Here is a 21265-nt window from a genome sequence, read left to right on the forward strand (position 1 = left end):
ATAAACGTCGTGACCATCCCCACTGCGGTGTCTTTATCTCATAAGAGCGCGCTATAGTTAACGCAGACCATAACCCATCGGTTGTGGCGTCAAAGGCCTGCCACCCAGAAATCGGGCGCTATATGATCACCGTCACATACCCGATCGGCCAGAATAAGGACGTCAATAATGCTGACCCAAACCCAGGTCCGGCAACTATATCGCGAAACCGGCGAGGCGCAGGGCCTGCCGGGCTTTGTCTACACCTCCGAAGACTTCGCGCGCGCGGAGCATGAAAAGCTGTTCGCGCGCACCTGGATGTGTGCGGGCTATGCTCATGAAATAGCACAACCGGGCGATGTATTACCGCGCACCGTCGCCGGTGTGCCGATCCTGTTTACCCACGATCGGGACGGTCAAATCGGCTGTTTTCACAATATCTGCACGCACCGCGGCAGTTTGCTGGTTCCAGAGGCGAAATCCGGCGCCCAGACGCTGCAATGCCGCTATCACGCATGGACCTTTGATCTGGCTGGCAACCTGCGCGCGACGCCCCATTGGGGCGGCCATAACCAGCCAAAGGCGAACGGCTTCGACCGCAGTTGCCACGGCCTCAAGCCCGTGCGCATGGCGCGCTGGCATGACTGGCTCTTCGTCAACCTGGACGGCAACGCGCCGCCGTTCGAGGACTATGCGGCGCCGTTCCAGAAACACTTCGACGAGTACGATCTGGACCAGGCGGTCTGGACGACGTGTCTGCCGTTCGACATCAACGGCAATTGGAAGCTGGTCGCCGAAAATTATCTGGAAGTGCTGCATCTGCCCTATGTCCACACGGTCCTGGCCGAGGCCGCGCCGTTCCAGGAGCACGATATCATCACCGACGGTGCGTGCCTGGGGACCGTGATCGACACCGGCCTGCCGGCAAGCTGGTCCGAAGACAACCTGCCGCGCTGGCCTGGCATCGCGGCCAACGCGCAGAACGCGAAGAACATGGCACTGTTCCCCAACTTCAAGCTGGTGATCGGTCCGGACCACTGTTGCAGCATGGTCGAGTTCCCCGCGGGCGCTTCGAAGTCGCACCAGCGCTGGGACTTCTACTTCGTCGGCGAAGGCGGCCGTGACGCGCGCTATGAGGCGGCCCGCGACGCGATCATCGAGTTCTATCGCAAGACCAATGTCGAGGATTTCGAGGCGGTCGAAGGCGTGCATGCCGGCCACATGTCGCCCGCCATGACCGGCGCGCAGTTCTCAGGCGTGTGGGAAGGCGCGGTGCATCACTTTCAGAAACTGGTCGCCGATGCCATGGTCGACGACAACACTTAGGTATCGTCGACAAGCCGTCGTCGCGGTGCTAAGGCCGAAGAAACACAAACCAGAGGAGCCAACGCCATGAATACCGACGTCTTCATTACATGCGCCCTGACGGGAGCCGGCGACACGGTGGGTAAGAGCGACAAGGTTCCCGTCACACCCGAACAGATTGCCAATGATGCCATCGAGGCGGCCAAGGCCGGCGCGGCGATCGCCCACATTCATGTGCGCGATATCGAGACCGGCCAAGGCAACCGCGACCCCGAACTGTTTCGCGAGACGGTCGCGCGTATTCGTGACAGCGATACCGATGTCATCATCAACCTGACGACGGGCATGGGTGGCGACTTCGTGCCCGACCCCGACGACCCGACCAAGCTGGCGGAAGGTTCCGACATGGCGTCGGCCGAAGAGCGCGTCATCCATATCGAGGAGCTGCTGCCGGAGATCTGCACCCTGGACGTCGCAACCATGAACTTCACCCACGGCGCCTTCATGAATGTGCCCCAGGTGCTGCGCGTCATGGCCGACCGCATCAAGGCCGCGGGCGTCGTACCTGAGCTGGAGTGTTTCGACCTCGGTCATGTGCGATTGGCCAACCAATTGATCAAGGAAGGCCACATCGACGAACCACCGCTGTTCCAGCTGTGCATGGGCGTGCCGTGGGGCGCGCCCTCCGATCCGGAATCGGTCATCGCCATGCGCAACCTGCTGCCGGAGAACGCCACGTGGTCGGGTTTCGGCATCAGCCGCATGCAGATGCCGATGGCAGCACAGATGGTCATCCTGGGCGGCAACGTGCGGGTCGGCCTGGAGGACAACCTCTACCTGTCGCGCGGCGTCCTGGCCAGCAACGGTCAGCTGGTCGAGCGTGCGGTCGATATCGTCGAAAACCTCGGCGCGCGCGTCATGTCGCCGGCCGAAACCCGCGAGAAACTAGGCCTGACGCAGCAGCATTAGACTTCGAGAAACGTTAGTCCAGCAACGCGGCTTCATAGGGAAACTGCGACAGCTGTTCGTAGCCGTCCTGCGTGATCAGGACCTGCTGTTCCAGCTTCACGCCGTCGCGTTCGCCGACGGCACCGATATAGCTTTCGACGCAGATCACCATGCCGGGCTCGATCGTGCCGTCGTAGACGAAGCTGTCGCGGAAGACCGGTTTGACCTGCGGATATTCGTCGCACATGCCGACACCGTGGATGACGCAGGCATAGGCGTTCTGCTGGAACTCCTCGGGCACCGGCCAGGCTTGTTCGCGGATCTCGCCCAGGGTGATGCCGGGACGCATTAGTTTGAGGTTGGTCTCGACCTCCTCCATGGCCAGCCGGTAGAGCTCCTTCTGGCGCTTCGTCGGCTTGGACGGACCACAGTGAAAGGTCCGGGAGATATCCGCGAAGTAGCCATACGGCCCGACCATGTCGGTATCGAAACCGACGAGGTCACCGTCCTCGACCTTTCGCTGCGAAGCCTCCTGCAGCCACGGATTGATGCGCGACCCCGACGCCAGCATGCGGCCTTCGTGCCAATCGCCGTTGTTGGCGAGGTTGGTGTAGTTGAGCAGTGCCCATAGCTGCACTTCGGTGACGCCCGGACGCAGCGCTTCTTTCATCTTGGTAGCGCCCAGCTCAGCGACCGCGACCGCCCACTTGATGCACGCAACCTCGTCGGGCGATTTGATGACGCGTGCTTCCTCGGCGATCTGAACGCCATCGCCCACATCCAATCCGCGCTGCATCAGGGCCTGAGTAACGCTCGGATTGGTGTACTCGATCATGACGCGACGATTGTCGGTACCGATCTCGCTTAAGTAGTCGACGACATCGCCTGCCAACAACCGTGCTTCCTCGGGCAGTTCCTGCGCACCGTCGAAGAAGGAGTGCGCCCGTCCGGCGCGCGCCTCGTCAACACCGGGCGGGTTACCGTAACTGTTGTAGATGAAGACCGGACCCTCTTGCGGAACGAAGAGATAGGTCGAGGGAATGTGGGACTGGAAGAGCTCGTACGTCCGGTAGTCGACCGCGTAGCGCAGGCTGATCGGGTTAACCAGGATGCACATCGCGGCGTCATGGCGCTTCAGCGCGTCGCGGATGCGGCCCAGGCGATACTTGTGCAACCGGTCGAAGTCGACCACAGGTGGCTCGCGGTACCGGGTGAGATCGCTCCAATCGTCGTTCGAGACAATCGCGTCGATGGTGTGCTCAGACATGAAGACGTTCCGCAGCCGTCCGTTAACGTCGCGCACCATCACGCCCGAACCGGCGTCGTGTCAAAGGTTTGTCGAAGGTGTTGGCGAGGCCGCGCGTCAAGAGCGCCGGTCAGGTTCCCGCTTGTTCGGGCCCCCAGACAATCTCGCGCGCGCCCAGGATCGGCCCCAACCCCTCGGGCTGGACAATGATCGCACAGCCGAAGTCATGACCACCGTCGGCGGCAAGCGCTTCCCACGGCAGGGTGATCGCCATCGCCTCGCCGTCCCACATGCCGATCGCCGTCAGCTCTTCGACAATATTGGCGTGATAAAGCGTCCGCCCGGCATTCTCTCCCGCCAGCACATCCGTCTCATCGTCGAGCAAGTAGCGCACGAACCAGATTGTCGCTTCGCCATCGTAATCGGCGGCCGGGATGGAGACGGTCAGCGCCTTTCTGTCAGACCAGGTCAATCCGATGTTCAGATCGATGGCCTTGTTGTTCTTGGCATCGTCGATCGCCTCCATCACCTGACCACGCGCCGACCCCACAACATGCTCGGCACCGTCGACCACCATCTGCGGTGTGTAGACCATCGGCGAACCAAGCGACCGGGCATAGGAACGCTGGCGGTTGGTAAAATCCTTGGTCGCGAAGCGATCGCTCCAGCCGAGGTAATCCCAGTAATCGACATGAAACGCGAGCGCCAGCACATCGTCGTGCTGCCGCAGTTCGCCCAACAAAAGGTCAGCCGGCGGACATGAACTGCAGCCTTCCGACGTGAACAGTTCGACGACGACAGGTGAGCTGTCTGCCTTGGCCACCGTCGGTGCGCCGGTCATCAGAACGAGGGCCGACGTGGCGGCCAGAAAAAGCTTTCGCATGGGCTTGATAGTGAGTAGCAGGTCCGTAACCGGCAACTCACGTTGTGGTTATGGCGCCGTTTGCATGTCGCTCGAAACGGCGGAATTCTAGGGCCTGCGGCACACCAAGGGAACGCCAATTGTGATCTATCTGGCACGTCACGGGCAAACCGTGTGGAACCGGGTCGACCGGCGCCAGGGCCGGCGCGACTCGCCGTTGACAATGCGAGGCATTAACCAAGCCAGGGCCGTTGGGTGCCTGCTGAACGACCTGCTGGGCGAGACACCCTTACCGATCATCTCGAGCCCCTTGGGGCGGGCCTGGCAGACCGCCGTCATCATTGCCGAGACACGCGGCACCGCCGCCGGCGCGATCACGCATGACGATCGTCTCGCGGAAGTCTGCTACGGACGATGGGAAGGACTGACGGCCGCTGAGATCCGCGAGACGGATCCTGAGAATTGGGCACGGCGGCAAGCAGACCGTTGGTCAATCGCACCCCCACGTGGTGAGTCCAACGTCGATCTGCAGCGACGGGTCGGGGCCTGGCTGTCGGAGCAGGACAAGACAAGGGATATCATCGTGGTGGGTCACGGAGCGCTGAACCGCGCCCTCGTCGGCCTTATGGCGGATCTGACTCCGGACCAGACACTCGCCCTGCCGGAAGATCAGGAGAGCATTTTTCGGCTGTCCGACGGGTTCTATGACATCTTGAGCGCGAACAGCGATATGGCTTGAGCGAATGAGGTACAGCCGATGCTGACAATCCGGCCCCTCACGCCTGCCCTCATGGGCAACATGGGAGATGTGTTGCGCGGCAGTTGGGGCGCCAGTTGCTGGTGCATGTTCCCCCGCCTGACCGAAGCGCAGACGCGGGATCTACCGGGCGACGGACCCCTAAAGCAACGCCGGCGCGACGCCATGGAGAAACTTGCCAGGCGACGGCGTCCGCCTGGCTTGCTCGCCTTTATCGACAGCGAACCCGTCGGATGGGTCGCTTTGGGACCACGCAGCGAGTTCGGTCGTGTCGACGCCTCGCGCGCCACACCGCGCGCGGACGACGTCGATGTCTGGATCATTCCCTGCGTCACCGTCGCTAAGTCGGCGCGCGGTCGTGGCGTGGCGGTCGCGCTGATCCGTGCCGCCGTCGACTATGCCGCCAAGGAGGACGCACCGGCGGTCGAGGCCTATCCACGGGCCGGTACCGCGCGCGTTGGTGACGACAACGTCTATTTTGGTACCGAGCCCTTGTTTCGACGCGCGGGTTTCAAGGTGATCCGTAAACCGCTCAAAGACCGACCACGCAACTGGCTGCCGCGTGTCGTGATGCGTGTTGACACGGGTTAATAATGCAGACGCAGGCGTGAACCCGGTCGAGCGGCCGAAACCGCTATGATCGCGGGTCGTAAGCGGCCAGGTGCTAGATGCGGTCCATCCAGTCGGCGCATCGCGCAGCAACCGTGTCCCACCCAGGCTCCAAAAAGATGAAGTGGGCCTGGTTTGGCGCCTCATAGTATGTCGCGCGCTCGCCATAGAGCTCGGCGATCTGCTTACCGACGATGGTCGGCACCGCGCGGTCCTCGGCACCGGAGACCACAAGCACCGGACAGGTGACCTTGTCGATGTCGACCTCGGTCGCGCGGTGATCGTCGAACATCCAAAAGAACATCTCGAACATGACTCGCCCGGACTCCGGCCCCAGTCTGTCGAACACGGCGTGTTGCGTCTCCTCGTCGAGTTTGTTGAGCGCAAACGGCGCGATCAGATCGAAGTCGATGCGCATGGGCGCTTCCCAGAACGCGCCGCCCGCCATCAGGCCCCGCGCCACGGCGCGCTGATCATCGGTCGACGGCAACACGCCCCACGGCGCGTTCGAGTTCAGCAGAACCAGCCCTTTCGCCAAGCCGCGCGCCGCGAGTTTCTGGGCGATGAGAGCGCCGACGGCATGGCCGCCGATGATTGGTGGTGAATCAAGCGTCTCGACAAAGGCGGCGATGTCGTCGGTGTAATCAAGGATGCTGGTATCGGCAAACGCGGGGTCCGGTTCAGCGTGAGGGTCGCCGTCGTGAAAGCGCAGCGCCGGGGTATGGCTTGTCCACCCGCGGTTCTCGAAGTAGCCGGCGAACTTCTCCATGCTCCAGGGCCCGGCGAAGGCGCCGTGTATCAAGACTACCTGCTTATCCATTCTGGTCCTCCGGGTTGTCCCGCGCCCACATCCTAAGGGCCGTGAACACAGGCCGCCAGCGCCACCCCCGCCCCTGCCGGTCTCCTGGCGGTGACGTGTAGACTTGTGATGTGACCGACAGACATCCGCCGACCGGGTTTCGGCCGCCAGAAGGGGCGGGTCAACGCCGGGCAACGCGCCGCGGGATGTTGTCGTCGGGCTTGGCGAGACGCCACCCCGCACGCTAGCTTCATGGTCCGTCGAACGACCGCCAAGGAAACCATGGCGAAGTCAAAGGAATCGGCCGCCAGGGTGGAGCGCCTGGTCGAAAGCCTCGTTAACGACATCACCTATGGTGCCTACCAGACCGGTGATCGCCTGAAGCTTGTCGATTTGCAGCGCCGTTATGACGCCACGCAGTTCGAGGCACGCAAGGCACTTTCGGTCCTGGCAAACCGGCGTCTTGTCGAACACGTACAAAATGCGGGCTTTCGCGTGCGCGTGAACGACGACAAAGAGCGTTCAGATTTCGACTACGTTCGCGTCCTGCTTGAGACGACCGCGGCCCGCTTTGTCATCGCCCGGGTCACAGACGACGACATCGCCGACTTGCGCCGGCTTGCCCAGGCCTTTGAACAGTCCATAGATCACGTCGGACGCAACGATCAGATCGAAGCCAACGAGAACTTTCATTCACGGTTCTACGAGATTTGCGGCAACGAGGTCCTGGCCAAGACAATCTCGGATCTGCGCAATCGCTACGACATCGCGACATCCGGACGCTGGCGGTCCCTGGAAGGCCTGAAGATCTCGGCGGCCCAACATCACCTTCTGGTCGACGCGGTCGAGGCACGTGACGTCATGCTCCTGGAGCGACAAATTATCGAGCACGTTCAGGGTTTCTGAGCTTTTTTGCGCAAAAAACTTGGCTTGAGCTGACCGCGGTGTAGAATTCCCCCACTTTTTACGCAAATACGCGTGACCAGCGCTACTGCCGCCAAAGGGGATTCCGATGAACCTGATGAAACAGCCCAATGTTGATCGCCTGTTTCGCGACCTCGTCCACGGTCGTGTCGACCGAAGAGATGTCATGGGATTCGCCGCGACGGCGGGCCTAGCGTTTGCCGCAATGCCGACGACCCGCGCTCGTGCCGCCTCCGACATGGTCACCTATTACACCTGGGGCGGTTACGACATCCCGGAGTTGTACCAACCCTTCATCGCGAAGTACGGCGAACCCGATACCGCACCGTTCGGCGGCACCGAAGAGGCGCTGGCGAAGATCCGCGCGGGATACGAGCCCGATGTCGCCCACCCCTGTCTGGAAGACATGCGCATCTGGTACGACGCCAATGTGCTGGCGCCGGTCGACACGTCCCGCGTCGCCAATTGGGATAGCATCTTTCCGCAGATGCGCGATGCCGGGGATGTGTCCTTTGACGGCGACTACTACATGGTGCCGTTCGACTGGGGCAACAGCTCGATCCTCTATCGCACCGATCTCGTCGAGGTCGAGGAGGAGAGCTGGTGCATGTTGTTCGACGAGCGATACGAGGGAAAGATTGCCGCGCGAAACAGCATCGCCAACGTGCGCGCCGCAGCCCTGTGTTTGGGTTTTGACATGTTCACGCCGACTGACGAACAACTCGGCGGTCCGATTGCCGATCTGCTGCGGGTGCAGCGCGGTCTGGTTCCTTTCTATTGGGACGACCAGACTTCAGGCGAACAGGCGGTCGCCACCGGCGAAGCGGTCATGATGTACGCCTGGAACTCCGCCGTGGTCGAACTGAAGAAGCAGGGATTGCCGATCGCCTACGCCAATCCCAAGGAAGGACGGTGGACCTGGATGTGCGGCATGGTGCGTGTTGTCAGCGGCCAAGCCGACGAGCAGATGCAGTACGACTTTATCGATGCGATGCTGGCGCCGGAAACCGGCAAATGGCTGATCGAGAACTATGGCTATGGTCACGCCAACAGCGAGTCCTTCAAGATCGCTGATCCCACGACCCTTGACGAACTCGGCCTGAACGATCCGATCGCGGTCTTCGAACGCGGCATTTTCCTGGCCGCCGGCGACCCCGACACCGAAGCAAAGATGGTCGAGCTGTTCGACAACGTGATGGCTGGCTTCTGAGTATCAACGATTGTCCTGTGGCGTTGACCGTGTCGCGTCAGTAGGGAACATGATATGTCGAAGGGTCTTCGGTAACTGCGTGCAGTGATCACTTAATGACCGCATCCTTTCCCTTGATCGAAGCGGGCGGAACACCGCTTGAGCGCGGGCGACAGATTGGCCGGCAGGCCGGCGATCGCATTGCCGTCAGCGTTGGCATCTATGAACGCGCACTGGCGCGCGGCAATCTGACGTGGCCGGAAGTACAGGCAATCGCGGGCCGATACCTGCCGCGCCTGGAATCGTATGAGCCGCGCTATGTCGAGGAGATCAGGGGCATCGCCGAGGGTGCCGAGCATCCGGTCGAGGACATCGTCGCGCTGAACGCGCGCACCGAGCTGCTCTATGACAAGAGCCTGCGCACCGATCCGACGCCCGACGGCTGCACTGGCGCCATCGCCCTACCCGACATCACCGCCGACGGTCACATGCTGCATGGCCAAAACTGGGATTGGATCGACGAGTGCAAGGATTCCGCCGTCGTCATCCGCCACGAGTTGGAGGACGGCACACGCCTTCTTGTTTTTGTGGAAGCCGGTATTGTCGCGCGCGCCGGGTTCAACAGTCACGGCATCGCGGTCACCGGCAACTTCCTGGCCTGCCCGCAGCCGCCGGCCGACGGCGCCGTTCCCCTGCCCCTGATGCGGCGAAAGATCATCGAGTCCAGGACCTTCGCCGAGGCGCTGAAGCATGTCCTGTCCACGCCGCGATCGTTCGCCAACAATCTCATGATTTCCGATGCCGCGGGCGAAGCCGTCGACCTGGAAACAACGCCACAGGAGGTCTTCTGGGAAAAGCCTGATGGCGGTCTATTGGTGCACGCCAATCATTTCCGCACCGACGCCGCGCGCGCGCGTGTCGTCGATACCGGCCTCGCCATCTCGCCGAGTTCAATCTATCGCGACAGTCGCGTCGAACGTCGCCTGCGCCAAGGTGCCGGCAATGTCGCGCGCGGCGATCTGGAAGACGCCTTCGCCGACACTTATGGCGCGCCGTCCGCCGTACTTGCGTCGCCCGGCGCGGACGAGGAGGCGAATGTCAAACAGCCGTCGTCCACCGTCGCCACGGTCATCATGGATACGACCGCCGGCATCATGTGGGTGGCGCCTGCACCTTACGCGGGCGAGATCGCCTTTACCGAATACCGCTTGAACGACTGACGGCTTCGCGCCGCCGGGCCCGTTGCCGTCCTGTCGACCGCTTCCTATTGCGGGCCGAGACTGGTCAGCTTCTCGGGATTGCGGACCATGTAGATTGTCGATATCCGGCCCTCATCAACACTGATGCTGAACGTCTGGTCCAGTTCGTCATCAACGAACACGAGCATACCGGGCCGGCCATTGATGACAGCGTCGGAAATCCGAACTGATGCGCCTTGCTCCCTGGCCTTGCGCGCGATGCCAAGGAAGAACCGCGCGACCTTGTCGGCGCCGTGGATAGGGTTAAGCGCAGCCGTCTTCACACCGCCACCGTCCGTGTACAGCATGACCTCTTCCTGCAGCAGGTCCTTCAGACCGTCGATGTCGCCGTTCTCAAGCGTCGCGAAAAAACGCGACGTGAGATTTCGATGCGCTTCAGGAGGCGCGGCTTGCGAAGGACGCCGGCCTCTGACTGCCTTGCGCGCCCTGGCGGCAAGCTGCCGGCATGCCGCATCGCTCTTGCCAAGCGTCTTGGCGATATCGGCGAACGGCAGATCGAAGACGTCGTGCAACAAGAACGCCGCGCGTTCGGGCGGTGTCAGCGTCTCAAGGGTTAGAAGAAGAGCAAACGACAGGTCATCCGCCAGCTCCGTCGCGGCCGCGGGCGAAAACTCCTCCGTCGACAGAATGGGTTCCGGCAGCCATGGCCCCACATAGCTTTCGCGCCGCGCTCTCGCCGACTTCAGCTGGTCGAGGCACAACCGCGTCGCTACCGTCATCAGATAGGCTTCGGGGTCTTTCACGTCCGCCGTCGCGGAAGAAGCGCGTATCCACGTTTCCTGCACGACGTCTTCGGCGTCGGCGCGGCTGCCGAGCATGCGGTAAGCAAGCCCCAGCAGCCGCCCACCATGAGCTTCAAAGGCAGCCTGCAGGGTGACCTGATCGGTGCTCATGCCGCCTCTTTCATGGGGCTGACTTGCCGTTCGCCAACGTGGACGCGGCTGCAAGTCTTGCCGTAACCAAGCCCGGTCTTGACCATGGGAAACACGCGTGAGACCTGGGCCGCGAGGGTCAATGCGATGACGCCGGCATCGCCGTACGCGCCCCGCACGGCCTCTCGCGCTGCTTCGTCATCACTCGATCGGGCCAGGATCGCCGAAGCGAAGCGATAGCCCAATGCCGTATCGGACGACATGATGGCTAGGTCTCCGGTCAGCACCGCTTCGATTTGATCCGAAGCCACACCGGCTTCGCGCGCCATATCGACCGTCAACTGGACGCAAGGACCGCAGTCTTCGTACAGGACGCCTCGTAGACCGGCTGCCATATGCGCGTTCACCGGCACCGCCTTTCTGTAGCCGGCGAGTTTCGACAGCGCGTTAAACGAGCCCATCACATCCGGCGTCGTCTCCAGCATGTGCAGCATGTAGCCGACATCATAGCCATAGCGATGACCAAATTTCAGGATCATCTTTCTTGCAACAAACCTAAACATAGCTGTTTCCCTCGACTTTTGGGTTTCGCGGCCAAGCCGCCCAAAGCGCCAGCAAGGCGGGTATGGTGAGAACAAGAACATCGCTCGATGGGTGGTGGACATGCCCGGTGAGGATGTCCACCAGATGAATAAGGCCGTGGACGCACAGGAACCCGGCACCTGTCATCGCCGCGGGCCACAGCGAAGGCCGCCACAGACAGGCAAGCAACGAAAGGCCAGATACGATGAAGGCCGCGCCAACGTCCTGAACCAAATGGACGTTATAGGGTCCCGTATAGGCGGCAATCTCGGTGAACCAGGACTCGCTTGCAGCCAGCATGAAGGCGCCATTCGCAAGAGCGAACAGGCCGTTCGCCCCCAGGATGAGCCGTTTGAGCATCATGACAATCTCCTCTCGCCCCTAGAGCAGATCCTGTCTTGGTGGATCTGCTCTACTCATAGATAGAGAGCGGATTCACATGGCTGGGTGGAACCGTCTGACGGTTTCATCCAGCCATGATCCGATCTAAGACGAGACAGGCGCCATGGATGTGACAGAGAAAGAGAGATTCTTTGATCAGCGGGCGCCATGCGTGGCGCGAGGACTGGTCTGCGGTCCCACCAACAGCATCATCCGCAAAAGAAAGAGGCCGGCGTCGCAACGCCGGCCTCCTTGCCGCAAGAGAACAACAGTTGCCTAGAAGCCGGCTTTGATCTCGTCGAACATGTTGATGTACTTCTCGCGCACATCCGGCTCGATCTCACCGAAGAAACGGCTGCTGGCCATCATGGTGGCGGGGTCGCTGATGCCGAGATCAGCGAGCGTCGCCGGATCGACCAGTTCGAACGACTTCTCATTGGAATGGCCATAGCCATACATCTCGATCAGGTTCTTGCCCGATGCCGGTGACATCCAGGCATCGATGAACTCATAGGCTCTGTCTTCGTCACCGGGACCATCGACCAGCAAGGTCAGCCCGCAGACCCAGGTCCAGATGCCTTCCTTGGGGTTCATGTAGACGACGTCGACGCCCTGGTTCTTAAGCTCGACGACCGCGCTGTTCCAGGCATAGGACGCGACGAGCTCACCGGATGCCAGGGCCTGCTCAACACTGCTCTGATCGGTCCAGTAGAAGCGCAGAATCTCGCGCTGCTTCCTCAGCAGCACCTCGGCCTCGGCCAGCTCCTCATCGGTCATGTCGAACACGTTCTCTGCGCCGATGACCGAACCGACCACGGCCATCACACCGTCGACGGAATCGAAGATGCCGAGACGCCCGGCATACTTTTCGTCGAACAGGATCGCCCAGGACTCGTTTTTCTGATCCGCGGTGTCGACATATTCCGGCGCCAAGTCAGGCCGGAACAGGACGGAGGAATTGCCCCAGTCGGCGGGGATGAAATAGGTATTGCCGTCCTCGCCAATGCTACCCGGAAGATCGGTCAGGCTGGGAAACACGTCGGCGTAGTTCGAAAGACGGCTGGTGTCGATCGGCCGGATGACACCGGCATCGCGCCAGCGCCGGGTGCTGTAGGTGCACGGGTGCGCCACATCGGCACGAAAACCGGAACGCAGTTTCTGAAGTGCCTCCTCCTCCTCGCCGAACAGCGAGTAGGCGGGTGTCGCGCCATACTTTTCAGCATATGGCACATAGAATTCGGGATACTCGTAGCCGCCCCAGTCAAACACATATAGCGAATCGTCGATCGGCAACGAGTCCTGGGCGCGAGCACCGCCCGGCCCGAATGTCATCGTCATCATGCCGACGCCTGCGGCGGCAAGCGCACCCGTCGCCTGTCGCCGCGTCAGGTCGCAATTGTCGATACGCGAACGGAATTCCTTAATGTCCATGGATTTCGCCACAGCCCTTTCCTCCCTCTTGATTCGGGATTCAGCGTAGTCCAGCCATCAGGTTGAATCCACGGACTGCCCGTGCACGTATGGCGTAGCAGACGAGCCATGCTGCGGTTGTCCCAGCATGCTCTCGCCTCGACGCTCTTTTCTTGGACCTTCGAGTAGACTCTAATCGCCACCAGAAGGCGACACGACGATGAAGGGCGCGGGCCAGGTGCGACAACCAGCAAATCCGGGGGCTGAAGACCTGAACAGGATCTATGAGCAGGGCTGCGCGTTTGCGCGATCCGGCGACTTTGACGCCGCCGAACCCCTATTGCGTCGCGCGTGGCAAGGGCTGCCCGGTCACCGCCGTGTCACCGCCGACCTGGCGCAGGTGCTCATGCGCCGTGGCGCGGTAGAAGACGCCACCGATCTGGCCAAGGCACAACTGGCGCGCAATCCCGGTGACAGTTTCGCACTTGCCTTGGCGGCGGTGACGGCCGTCGAGCTGGGCAAGCAGGAAGAGGCGCACCGGCTTATGGATTTCCAGCGCCTGGTGCACGCCATCGCCATCCCGGTGCCTGACGGCTATGAGGACATGGCGGCGTTCAACAAGGCACTCAGCACCGCCGTTCTGGGTCGCGACGACCTTGAAAGGAACAAAGCCGATCGAACCACATTGGGCGGATTCCAAAGCGGCGCTCTGTTTCCGGCCAAGGCGGGCCCGCTGGCGTCACTGCAGACGGCGCTCGCCGCCGCCGCGAACGACTACACGACGCGGCTGCCCCATGACTTGAGCCACCCCTTTCTGGCGCAGCGCCCGGCACGGGTGAGGCTTCACGGATGGGCGACGGTGTTGGAGACCGGCGGTCACCAACAGCCACACATCCACCCAAGCGGCTGGCTCAGCGGCGTCTATTACGCACAGCTTCCGGGCATCGACCAGGCTGCGTCAGGCGACCGCGCGGGACACCTGACATTCGGCGAGCCGAGCTCGGGGTTCTTTCCCAAGGCACAGCACCCGACCTATGGTGTTGCGCCCAAGGAAGGGCATGCCGTGCTGTTCCCGTCCTATATGCACCACCGCACTGAACCGTTTGCCGGATCGCAAGCGCGCATCTCGTTGGCCTTTGACCTGGTGCCACGGCGATCAGCAGCAAGTTGACGTGCACCGCGTGCCGCGCGGGCGCGTGTCGCACGAAGGGAACTGGTTAGGCGCTGCGTCCTGGCGACTGCGTTCACGGCAACGCGCGAGGCGATGGGCGGACTTGAGCGTCATGGCCGGATTGACGCGGACAAGTTCAGCGGTCCCGACTACCCTCCGCCGGGTTCGCGCAGAAGATCGCGACCTTGTTGCCCAGGGGATCGCGCAGATAGCCGACATAGAAGTGATCGCTGTAGTCGGCTCGGAAGCCGGGAGCGCCCTCGTCGGAGCCGCCTGCCCGAAGACCAGCAGTGTGTACGCTACGGACCATCTCCTGCGTTTCGGCCTGAAAAGCCGTCATGGAGCCGTTGCCAACGCTCGCCTCTTTCCCATCGTAAGGCTTCGCCACGTAGACCGCGGCGGGGCCAAAGGACCCCTCGGGCACGTCGGGAAAGGTGAATTCGATGCCGTTCGGTACGTCCTTCTTTGTGTAACCGAGCGGGGTCAGGACCGCCGCATAGAAACGTCCCGAGAGCGCGATATCGTTCGAACCAATCCTGATATAGCTCAGCATGCCGTCGCTCCTGTCCGCAACATTTCCTCCGAAAGCTCGAAGCGCGTCTCCGTCTCGGGCGAGTGTACCTACCAGAATATGGACGGTCATCTATGCGCCCCGACCGGAGCCGCGCGACATGTGCGAGGGTCGTGTTGAAGCTGCCGCGCAGCTTGCCGGCACGGCAGCCGGTCTAACTCTCTGCCAGTTGCGACTTCAGGAAGCGGCAGATCAGGCCATATTCGTGGGCCGCATCCGCGCCGGTGAAGCGGGCGCGCATAAAGCCATGGATCATGCCGCGCGCCTCGCGGTAACAGACCTGGCTGCCGGCGGCGGCCAGCTTCGAGGCATACACACGCGCGTCATCCCGGATCGGATCGATCCCGGCCGCGTGCACCCAGGCCGGCGGAAGGCCGGCGTGGCTCTCGGCCATGACCGGGCGGGCGTAGGGGTCCGACGTCTCGCGGTCGTGCGGCAGGTAGAGGTCGCGATACTTTTTCGTGCCCGCCGTCGTCAGACCGGGGCTGTCGGCATGCTCGACATAGCTCGGATAGTCCTGGTCGAGCCCGGTGCTGGGATAGACCATGACCTGGCAGGCGAGCGCGGGCCCACCGCGATCGCGCGCCCAAAGCGCCAGCGAGGCGGTGAAGTTGCCGCCCGCGCTGTCGCCGGCCAGAGCGATGCGCGCGGGGTCGATGCCCCACGCCGCGGGCTCTTGGGCCACGGCGAGCAGGACCGCGCGGCAATCGTCGACCGCGGCGGGATAGGGGTTTTCCGGCGTCAGCCGGTAGTCGACGCTGACGACCACGGCGCCGGCACCTTCCGCGAAACCCCAGGCGATCGAATCGGAGCTGTCGAGGTCGCCCAGCATGAAGCCGCCGCCGTGCATGTAGATGATGCAGGGGCGCGGCCCGGCCGGCCCCTCGGGCCGGTAGACGCGCACCGCGACCGGCGGCTCCGCCGCGACGGTGCGGTCCTCGATCGCCATCGATGCCGGCGCCGGCCGGTTCAACGCGTCGGTATAGGCCCGCCACGAAGCGCGCTTGGCCTCGACCGTGTCGCCGTCGGGACCAGCCGCGGCACTCGCGTCGATCAGCACCTGCATCTCCGGATGTATCTCAGCCATCGTGTCCTCTGTGGGCAGGCATTGGTGTGTCTCGCGCAGGCTGGATAGGCACCGAAGCGTACCCACCTCGTCAGCGCCCATGAGGGCCGCATAGCCAACCACATCGGCGGCCACGATTGCCGCAAGCCCGCGATGTACTCGTGGTTTGCTCGCGGCACGGTCCCGCATGATGTGCATCAGCAGCCGCAGTCTAAGTCAACCGCATTCTGGCTTGAACCGCGACTTTGCGATGACCGAAACGGGCTCTATGCATTCATGGCGCGCGTATGCAGGTCAGCCAAAGAAGGATGGACAAGATCAAGGTGAGCTAGCCCTTCGAGTGTAACCCGACGCATGTCGTCGTGCTCGTGACCACCAGGGTTCTGGATCATTTCGGCCCAGTGATCGATGACGACCACGCTGAACCCGAAACAATCGATCCGTTGGGTTTCCCATGGCCCTCGCCTGGGATCTAGGCCTTTACTCCGAGCGCTTCTAAGAGTCCCTTTGCGAGCCCCTTATCGCGAGACTCAAGCTCATCGAGGCGACCAATCGGCACATCCCACACGCCGGAATACTTGGCGCAGTCGTTACTGGAAGACAAACGAGTGTTCTCGCTGTTCTTATGCCGAACAGTATCGCCGCTCTACGTCGTCGATGGGCCAAGCAACTGGAATCGATCGAGAACGCGCATGCCAGACGCGTCGGTCTCCGTGTAGGCGATCTCGCTGAGATCGACTTTGCCCGAGACTCTGACGGCTGAGAGGTCCGCCAGCGCTTCCGGGCCTCGACGCGAGGTCCGTGGATGAACCACCGTGACGTGCGGCTCGATTGGAAGCATACGGAATGGCGTTGAGAGTATCGCTGCCCGCAGCGTGCTCCACGTTCTGGCTAGATCCGTTACAGAAAACCAGACTCCGCCTCGACCCTCTTGTTCTCCAGACACTTTTCCAAGTGTGACGGTGAATCGCGATGTATGGTTTGCAGCACGCGCAGCGCGCGACATGAGCAGAGTCTCGTCGTCATACTCCTCCGGGTACGCTAGGGAAATGTGCGCGGGCGATCTTGCAGCCATCACGGGGTCCCAGCGTTGCCGCAAGACTTCAATCTGATCGGCGACCGGTCCCGCCAGAATGAACTGCAGATGTCGTCGCCTCATCGTGTCAGTGTCACTGCATTCTCGAAAGGCCGCTACAACAGTGCGCGCCTCGCGTCCCGGTTGGACGGCTTGGGGGCCTAGAGGCCGGGAAGTTCGACGAAGCTGCCTGGCCGGGCCATGTCACCGGCGCTTCGAAACCCATAACCGCAATCCCGGCACCCCACCAGCCACTGGAGATGACGAAAACTCCTGGAACAATCATCGTTAGTGGCCACATTGCGGACAAAGCCTGCCTGGCAAACCGCCCAACGCCTTTTTGTGCTCGTTTGCTGATCCATTTTTCTGTTGATTGATCTTCTCGAACTCCGATGCTGCGATGCGAACTCCCGGGGGACCTAGTATGGAGCGCAACAAACATCCCATGGACACGGTATTGGTCGTTGGCGGAAGAACCACCGGTTTGATGATGGCAGCAGAGCTGGCCCGGCGCGGCATACCGACGCGCTGCATCGACAAGTCGCCCGGCATCGACCCCCATGTCCGCGCCAACCTGCTGCACTCTCGCACGCTGGAGATCTTTCAAGGACTTGGAATCGACGAACAGATCACCACCGGCTCGGTCCCCGAGAAGGGGTTCATCTTCTATCGCGACGGAGAGCTTGTCGGTGAAAGCCCCCATGCGCAGATCGACTCGCCATTTCCCTATGGTCTGTCACAGTCGCAGGCGTACGTCGAAGCCACACTGGAATCCCATCTGAACAACCAGGGCGTCGACGTTGAGCGTAACGTTTCGTTGACCGCTTTGTCACAGGATGACGACGGCGTGACCGTCACCTTGCAGCACGATGACAAGCAGGAAGAGACGGGTCGCTACCAGTGGGTGATCGCCTGTGACGGCGCACATAGCGCGGTGCGCCACCTCATCGGTGCACCATTTGATGGCGAGGCCGACGACATCCCTTACATCCTCGGAGATGCCTTGATCGCTGGAGATGACGATCTTGCACCTGACCGGGGTCACGTTTTTTTCCACGGCAGCGGCGAGCTCTATCTGTTCACGCGTCTACCGGGCAACAGGCATTTCATCGTTGGCACGCTCGACACCGGCGCAAGCACAAAGGGCGCGCCTCCGCTCGAAGAACTGCAGGCAATCGTCGCGGAAAGAGCCAGGCCGTCCCTGCATTTGTCCGATCCCCATTGGCTTGCCTATTTCCGGATTAGCTACCGGCTGGTGCCGCACTACCGTCGGGAAAGAGTGTTCTTGGCGGGCGACGCCGCTCACGTTCACAGTCTGCTGGCGGGCCTCGGGATGAACACGGGGATCCAGGACGCTCACAACCTGGCTTGGAAACTTGCTCTCGTCGCTCAGCGCAAAGCCTCTGCAGAACTTCTGGACAGTTACGAAGCCGAGAGACGCATCGTGGCCAACGAAGTTATCGACATGACCCGGCAGATCACAGACACCATGGAGACCTATGGGGGCCTATCAGAGGCGGAACGGGATACGTTCATTTCGAACTTGTTCATGCCGGAGCCCGATCGATTGGATGCCGCCCGTCATTTGCAGGAAGTCGATCTGGATTACAGCGCAAGCCCACTTACGCTCTCTTTGGATGATGCCTTCACAGGCGGACCAACGCCCGGAACCAGAGCGCCTGATGCTAGCGATCTGGTCTTTGCCGGCAAGCCGACGACCTTGTTCAAGCTGCCCGCAGACGATCAGTACAGATTATTCTTTTTCTGCGGTGATAAGAGCGATGCACCAGTCGCGGACATCAAGGAGGCCGTTGAGTCATCACGGCGCTTTAGCTCCGTGCTGATGCCCTACATCGTGACGAAGGAAACTGTGGGCGACACATTTGGAGAGCTTGCGGTGCTCGTGGACGGGCAAGGGACCATGCATCGCCAATACGCCGCAAGCACACCCTGCATTTATCTGGTACGTCCTGATGGCTATGTGGCCTATCGGAGCACGGAGATCAGCAGCGTCGACATGTACTTCAAGCATTGCGAACACTGGCAGCTTGATAACTGACAAAAAGCCGGTCGGTCTCTTCGCGGATCACGGTTGAGTTCAGGCGCTCGCTGTCGACCGCGTCGGTCAGTCAGCCTGGTCGGGTGGTGTGCCTGTCGCAAGGACGACGGGTTGGCCATGCGGGGTGCGGCGGTAGGCCCGTTCCCAATCGCCGCGCCGCTGGTTCAGCACCGACCTGGTGAGCAGGCCTCTTTCAGTGACCAGTCGCTCAAGAGCGGCAATGACGTGCTTGTAATAGGTTGTGCCGTCGGCTTTGTCGCCAGACGCTCGTGCCTTCTCGATTTCCTCTCCCAAGATGGCTGACCACTCCGCGGGCGTAATGAGGCCGGCTTCCTGAAGAGCAATGGACAGAGCGAACGCCTCGGCCTGCCAGGGTTCCTTGAAATCCGCATCGGCAGGGCGTGTCGTCTCAGGCTGGTTCAAGATAGCTTTCCCACAAGTCGGCGAAGACCGTTCCTTGCCCCAGCCCCGCATCGTCCCAAAGATCCTGGGCAGCGAAAGCGATGCAGTAGAGCGGCTCCGCACGGGCGTCGCCATGGGCGTTCGCGTCGGGCAGAACGTGCCAGCCGTGATACCGCTCGACGGTACCCACGTGACCGCGCACATAACGCGGCAAGCGGGTCGCTCCAAGCGGACTGTGGAACGTCGCACGCACCCGGTCGCCCGTGCCGTATCGGGGATCTCCCTCATCGGGACGCCGACTTTCGAGACCCTGTTCCAAGATCATTGAAACTGCCTCGGGCGGCACCGGATCACCGACGTCTTCCGGTAGGCTGGTCGCCTTGCCCGTCGTCAGCTCCTCGACGCTGACCCAGTCCCCATTGGCCAGAACAGCGGCGTCCCGCCAGTACCAACGATCATAGTATGTGGTCGTCAGATAGGCGGTGGCAGTCATGCACTCCATCATGTGGCGCAGCCAGTTGACGTTAAAACCACCCGGCTGCGTGTAAGACGACTCGATGCAAAACGTGCGCAGACCCCAATCCGACTTCGAAAGTGGTTCTTCGCGTGTCGGCTCAAGCGGGCCAAGGCCGTGCATCCCGCCCATGTCATGAATGCCGTCCATGGCTCAGCTCCTTTTTGCGGGGGCGACAACCTTTGCGGTGCCGACCATAGCGTCTCGGGAAACAAGGGCGGCGAGCTCATCTTCCTGGAGATCCTCGGTGCCGGCAGGCCGTTCGGGAAGCACCAAGTATCGGATTTCGGCCGTGCTGTCCCACACCCGCACGTCGACGTCGTCATCCAGTTCCAGCCCGAACTCCATGAGGACACCGCGTGGATCGCGCACGACGCGCGCACGATACGCAAATGACTTGTACCAGATCGGTGGAAGCCCCAGCACGGCCCATGGATAGCAGGAGCACAACGTGCAAACGACGAGGTTGTGACGTAGAGGCGTGTTCTCGACAACGATAAGGTTGTTGGCTTCAAGCTTCGGGCAGCCCGCTTCGACGATCGCCTTGGGCGCATCGGTCATCAGCCGCTCCTTGAACGCCGGGTCGGTCCAGGCCTTGGCGACAACACGCGCGCCGTTCTTTGGACCGACTTCCTCGCAAAAAACCTCAACCCAGCGATCGACGGTGGCGCTGTTCAGAAGGCCCTTTTCGACCAGCAGGCTCTCCAGCGCCTTGACCCTGAGCGCCGGATCCGAAGGAAGGTGCGTATGGAGGTGATCCATGAGCGCCATCGCTCGTTTGGTGTCCCGTGGCACAGTCACGTCGCGTCCTCCCGATAGGCCCACACCGTCAGCGTTGGAACGTTGTCATGCGAACGGTATCAGATTGCGCGGAAAAATGCCCGCACAGAGCCGACGCCCGGTCATGCCCGCAGGACCCGCCATCAAGGAAGAGGTGATACGGCGTCGCCCAACCTCGCGGTCCGCCGCACTGACGTTCGCGCGTCAGGGAGAATGGTGCCCCCAGGGAGACTCGAACGCCTGCGTCCTTGCGGATAACAGATTTTGAGTTGAGGTCTGTGGATCAACGACCCTAACGTGCGGCTCGCTCTGCTTCGTCTAGGTCGAGGTGCAGAACGATGGCGGCGCGTCACAACTGCTTTTGCACTTCGACCACACAGCGGATGCCGCAATACCGTGCGTGTATCACTGCCGTGTTCCTTGAGCGCGAGGACTGTGGCATGACGGACAAACTTACCACTTCATGAAGTCCTCGCAACGACTTGCGAACCACGGCAATCACCCC

General features: G+C 61.8%; 21 protein-coding genes. 9 read left to right on the forward strand and 12 right to left on the reverse strand.

The window, feature by feature from the left end:
- The first annotated feature begins 168 nt into the window (after positions 1 to 168).
- Positions 169 to 1305, forward strand: a complete 1137-nt coding sequence (locus AAF563_00455) for an aromatic ring-hydroxylating dioxygenase subunit alpha (protein MEM7119711.1) — start codon at positions 169 to 171, stop codon at positions 1303 to 1305.
- A 66-nt stretch (positions 1306 to 1371) separates the two neighbouring features.
- Positions 1372 to 2253, forward strand: a complete 882-nt coding sequence (locus AAF563_00460; protein ID MEM7119712.1) for a 3-keto-5-aminohexanoate cleavage protein — start codon at positions 1372 to 1374, stop codon at positions 2251 to 2253.
- A 13-nt stretch (positions 2254 to 2266) separates the two neighbouring features.
- Here AAF563_00460 and AAF563_00465 read toward each other — a convergent pair whose 3' ends face one another.
- Positions 2267 to 3499 carry a Xaa-Pro peptidase family protein gene (locus tag AAF563_00465; GenBank protein MEM7119713.1) on the reverse strand — a complete coding sequence of 411 codons (1233 nt, stop codon included), beginning with the start codon at positions 3497 to 3499 and terminating at the stop codon, positions 2267 to 2269.
- Positions 3500 to 3608: 109 nt separating this feature from the next.
- Positions 3609 to 4361, reverse strand: coding sequence for a DUF1223 domain-containing protein (locus AAF563_00470; GenBank protein ID MEM7119714.1), 753 nt, complete (start codon positions 4359 to 4361; stop codon positions 3609 to 3611).
- A 121-nt stretch (positions 4362 to 4482) separates the two neighbouring features.
- Here AAF563_00470 and AAF563_00475 point away from each other — a divergent pair, with 121 nt between their 5' ends.
- Complete coding sequence (locus AAF563_00475) at positions 4483 to 5079, forward strand: histidine phosphatase family protein (GenBank protein MEM7119715.1); 597 nt, start codon at positions 4483 to 4485, stop codon at positions 5077 to 5079.
- Positions 5080 to 5097: 18 nt separating this feature from the next.
- Positions 5098 to 5688: a GNAT family N-acetyltransferase gene (locus tag AAF563_00480; GenBank protein MEM7119716.1), complete on the forward strand. Its 591-nt coding sequence runs from the start codon at positions 5098 to 5100 to the stop codon at positions 5686 to 5688.
- A 73-nt stretch (positions 5689 to 5761) separates the two neighbouring features.
- Here the strand turns inward: AAF563_00480 and AAF563_00485 are convergent, their stop codons facing one another.
- Entirely contained in the window at positions 5762 to 6526 is a 765-nt protein-coding gene (locus AAF563_00485; GenBank protein MEM7119717.1) for an alpha/beta hydrolase, read from the reverse strand.
- Positions 6527 to 6757: 231 nt separating this feature from the next.
- Between AAF563_00485 and AAF563_00490 the strand changes: the two genes are divergently transcribed.
- From AAF563_00490 to AAF563_00500, 3 genes are all read left to right on the forward strand, one after another.
- Positions 6758 to 7411, forward strand: a complete 654-nt coding sequence (locus AAF563_00490; GenBank protein ID MEM7119718.1) for a GntR family transcriptional regulator — start codon at positions 6758 to 6760, stop codon at positions 7409 to 7411.
- 106 nt (positions 7412 to 7517) lie between these two features.
- Positions 7518 to 8639, forward strand: coding sequence for an extracellular solute-binding protein (locus tag AAF563_00495; GenBank protein ID MEM7119719.1), 1122 nt, complete (start codon positions 7518 to 7520; stop codon positions 8637 to 8639).
- 95 nt (positions 8640 to 8734) lie between these two features.
- A complete protein-coding gene (locus AAF563_00500) occupies positions 8735 to 9838 on the forward strand; it encodes a C45 family peptidase (GenBank protein MEM7119720.1) in 1104 nt (367 codons plus the stop codon).
- A gap of 44 nt (positions 9839 to 9882) precedes the next feature.
- On the opposite strand, the gene AAF563_00505 is transcribed toward AAF563_00500, so the two are convergent.
- The 4 genes from AAF563_00505 to AAF563_00520 all read right to left on the reverse strand — a co-directional run bounded on the left by AAF563_00505 (position 9883) and on the right by AAF563_00520 (position 13143).
- On the reverse strand, positions 9883 to 10770 hold the full coding sequence (locus AAF563_00505; GenBank protein MEM7119721.1) for a sigma-70 family RNA polymerase sigma factor: 888 nt from the start codon (positions 10768 to 10770) through the stop codon (positions 9883 to 9885).
- Positions 10767 to 11288 (reverse strand): hypothetical protein, encoded by a 522-nt coding sequence (locus AAF563_00510; protein ID MEM7119722.1) that lies wholly within the window; start codon positions 11286 to 11288, stop codon positions 10767 to 10769. The genes AAF563_00505 and AAF563_00510 overlap by 4 nt, the downstream gene beginning before the upstream one ends.
- A 16-nt stretch (positions 11289 to 11304) precedes the next feature.
- Positions 11305 to 11694, reverse strand: a complete 390-nt coding sequence (locus AAF563_00515) for a hypothetical protein (GenBank protein ID MEM7119723.1) — start codon at positions 11692 to 11694, stop codon at positions 11305 to 11307.
- 294 nt (positions 11695 to 11988) lie between these two features.
- Positions 11989 to 13143: an extracellular solute-binding protein gene (locus AAF563_00520; protein ID MEM7119724.1), complete on the reverse strand. Its 1155-nt coding sequence runs from the start codon at positions 13141 to 13143 to the stop codon at positions 11989 to 11991.
- A gap of 217 nt (positions 13144 to 13360) precedes the next feature.
- Here AAF563_00520 and AAF563_00525 point away from each other — a divergent pair, with 217 nt between their 5' ends.
- The gene (locus AAF563_00525) at positions 13361 to 14293 is read left to right on the forward strand and encodes a tetratricopeptide repeat protein (protein MEM7119725.1); all 933 of its coding nucleotides are present in this window, start codon (positions 13361 to 13363) and stop codon (positions 14291 to 14293) included.
- Between the two features lie 136 nt (positions 14294 to 14429).
- Here the strand turns inward: AAF563_00525 and AAF563_00530 are convergent, their stop codons facing one another.
- Positions 14430 to 14846, reverse strand: coding sequence for a VOC family protein (locus AAF563_00530; GenBank protein ID MEM7119726.1), 417 nt, complete (start codon positions 14844 to 14846; stop codon positions 14430 to 14432).
- Between the two features lie 172 nt (positions 14847 to 15018).
- A complete protein-coding gene (locus AAF563_00535; GenBank protein MEM7119727.1) occupies positions 15019 to 15951 on the reverse strand; it encodes an alpha/beta hydrolase in 933 nt (310 codons plus the stop codon).
- Between the two features lie 1478 nt (positions 15952 to 17429).
- Between AAF563_00535 and AAF563_00540 the strand changes: the two genes are divergently transcribed.
- Entirely contained in the window at positions 17430 to 19064 is a 1635-nt protein-coding gene (locus AAF563_00540) for an FAD-dependent monooxygenase (GenBank protein MEM7119728.1), read from the forward strand.
- Positions 19065 to 19130: 66 nt separating this feature from the next.
- On the opposite strand, the gene AAF563_00545 is transcribed toward AAF563_00540, so the two are convergent.
- From AAF563_00545 to nthA, 3 genes are read right to left on the reverse strand one after another with little or no spacing between them, the layout of a single operon-like run.
- Positions 19131 to 19487, reverse strand: a complete 357-nt coding sequence (locus tag AAF563_00545) for a nitrile hydratase accessory protein (GenBank protein MEM7119729.1) — start codon at positions 19485 to 19487, stop codon at positions 19131 to 19133.
- A complete protein-coding gene (nthB, locus tag AAF563_00550) occupies positions 19474 to 20130 on the reverse strand; it encodes a nitrile hydratase subunit beta (protein ID MEM7119730.1) in 657 nt (218 codons plus the stop codon). The genes AAF563_00545 and nthB overlap by 14 nt, the downstream gene beginning before the upstream one ends.
- 3 nt (positions 20131 to 20133) lie before the next feature.
- A complete protein-coding gene (gene nthA / locus AAF563_00555) occupies positions 20134 to 20751 on the reverse strand; it encodes a nitrile hydratase subunit alpha (protein MEM7119731.1) in 618 nt (205 codons plus the stop codon).
- Between the last annotated feature and the right edge of the window lie 514 nt (positions 20752 to 21265).

It is taken from the genome of Pseudomonadota bacterium (assembly GCA_039028155.1).
GTDB lineage: Bacteria > Pseudomonadota > Alphaproteobacteria > SP197 > SP197 > JANQGO01.